Here is a 2,013-nt window from a genome sequence, read left to right as displayed (position 1 = left end):
CGATTCCTAATGCCGTTTGTCAAGCCACAGGGCACGCGCGAAGTAACGGGCCGGGGATTGTCAGAGGTGCCCGGTACGGTCAGTCCATCAGACTGGGGAGGGCTCATGGCGACCAAGTGGAGCTTGACGATCGACTGCGCGTACCCGGCCAAGCTGGCCAAGTTCTGGGCGCTGGCATTGGGCTATGTGGAGAAGCCCGCGCCCGCAGGGTTCGGGAGCTGGGAGGAGTGGTTCGCGCACCATGGCGTTCCGGAGGACGAGTGGGATGACGGGGCGTATCTCTCGGATCCGGACGGCGTAGGCCCCACCTTGTCCTTCTTGAAGGTGCCGGAGCCGAAGTTGATGAAGAACCGGTTGCACCTCGACGTGCAAGTAGGTGGCGGCCGTGAAACACCGTGGGAGATCCGCTGGCCGCGTGTGGTCGAGGCGGTCGAGCGGTTGACCACGGCGGGTGCGACTGTGGTCCGCGAGGACGAGCTGCAGGGCAGGCCGGATCACGTGGTGATGGCAGACCCTGAAGGTAACGAGTTCTGCCTGGTCTGACTGAACGTGCCAGATCGGCCGTCCGACGCGGAACGTGTCGCGTCGGTTCCTACGTGGCAGCCCTTGCCGGCGGAGCTGGCTCGTAGCACCGTCCGTCACGTAGGAGGGCCCATAGGACGTTGACCCGGCGTCGAGCGAGGGCGAGGACGGCCTGGGTGTGGCGCTTGCCCTCAGCTCGTTTGCGGTCGTAGAACCTGCGCGACTCCTCGCACTTACGGATGCTGAACAACGCTGAGGTGTAGAAGACGCGTTGGAGGCGGCGGCTGTATCGCTGCGGGCGCTTCAGATTCCCGCTGCTCTTCCCGGAGTCACGGGGCACCGGGGCGACGCCGCCGAAGCCGGCGAGGCGGTCGGGGGTGCCGAAGGCGGTCATGTCGCCGCCGGTGGCGGCCAGGAATTCGGCACCGAGGATGATTCCCAGGCCGGGCAGGCTGGTGATCACCTCGAAGTGGTGATGGTCGCGAAACCGGGCCTCGATGAGCTTGTCGACCTCGGCGACCTGCTGGTTGAGGGTCATCACCTCCTTCGCCAGCGTGTGCACCATCTCGGCGGTCAGCTTCTCGCCGGGCAGGCTGGTGTGCTGGCGTTCGGCGGCTTCGATGGCCGTCTCGGCGAGCTTGTCGGCGCGGACGACATGGCGATTGCGCAGCCAGGTCTCCAGCCGCTTGGCACCGAGTCGTCGGATGGCTGCCGGGGTCTGGTAGCCGGTCACCAGAGTGAGCGGGCCGGTGTGTGTAAGGTCCAGCGCGCGCTCCAGGCCGGGGAAGATGCCGGAGAACTGGGCGCGGAGGCGGTTAACGGTGCGGGTGCGGTCGGCGACCAGGTCCATGCGACGACCGGTGAGGATCTTCAGGTCGATGACCGTCTCGTCGCTGGCGCGTAAAGGGTGCAGGTCACGTCGGATGCGGACTTGGTCGGCGATGATGGCGGCGTCCTTGGCGTCGGTCTTGCCTTCGCCGCGGTAGCTCTCGGAGGCGCGGTGGATGGCCCGGCCGGAGATGTAGTGCACCGTCTGGTCGTGGTTGAGGAGGACCGTGATGGCGAGGGCGGCGCCGCCGTCGGCCAGGTCGATGCCCCAGGACGCCTCGTCGCCCAAGGCCAGGACGTCGGCGAGGAGTTCGAGGAGTTCGGGTTCGTCGTTGGCGACGCGTCGTGACAGCAGCCTGCGGCCGCTCTCGTCGATCGCGACGCAGTGGTGGTGGGTCTTGCCTGCGTCGATGCCGGCCCAGATCGCGGCCATGTGGTGCCTCCGTACGGTGTGCTGCCGGTGCCTCCCGACGGACGACCTCGCTGTCGATTCCCTACGGAGCGATCATTCGCAATTCCTAATTGGCAGCCGAGTCGTCGTGGGGCATCGGGCGGCCAATCGATGGAAGCCACAAGCGGCAGAAGATTGAAAGCCACACCCGACGCCCCTGGGTGGGCCAACCATACGAAGGGCTCGCCCGGTCCCGTAGAACAACGTAGGGA

At 66.7% G+C, this 2,013-nt stretch carries 2 protein-coding genes; one reads left to right on the top strand and one right to left on the bottom strand.

Going from position 1 to position 2,013, the window contains the following annotated elements; genetic code table 11:
* Positions 1-105: 105 nt before the first annotated feature.
* Positions 106-543 (top strand): VOC family protein, encoded by a 438-nt coding sequence (locus ACFYO0_RS46395; protein WP_192366044.1) that lies wholly within the window; start codon positions 106-108, stop codon positions 541-543.
* Positions 544-592: 49 nt separating this feature from the next.
* On the opposite strand, the gene ACFYO0_RS46390 is transcribed toward ACFYO0_RS46395, so the two are convergent.
* The gene (locus tag ACFYO0_RS46390; RefSeq protein WP_388688498.1) at positions 593-1,783 is read right to left on the bottom strand and encodes an IS110 family transposase; all 1,191 of its coding nucleotides are present in this window, start codon (positions 1,781-1,783) and stop codon (positions 593-595) included.
* Between the last annotated feature and the right edge of the window lie 230 nt (positions 1,784-2,013).

The sequence above is a fragment of the Streptomyces sp. NPDC006365 genome (assembly GCF_042870755.1).
GTDB lineage: Bacteria > Actinomycetota > Actinomycetes > Streptomycetales > Streptomycetaceae > Streptomyces > Streptomyces xiangluensis.
This window is presented reverse-complemented; position numbering and strand designations above follow the sequence as displayed.

Bases quoted from the DNA above. Each gene is read 5' to 3' on its own strand.
- ACFYO0_RS46390 (WP_388688498.1), bottom strand. From the start codon at position 1,783: ATGGCCGCGATCTGGGCCGGCATCGACGCAGGCAAGACCCACCACCAC.
- ACFYO0_RS46395 (WP_192366044.1), top strand. From the start codon at position 106: ATGGCGACCAAGTGGAGCTTGACGATCGACTGCGCGTACCCGGCCAAG.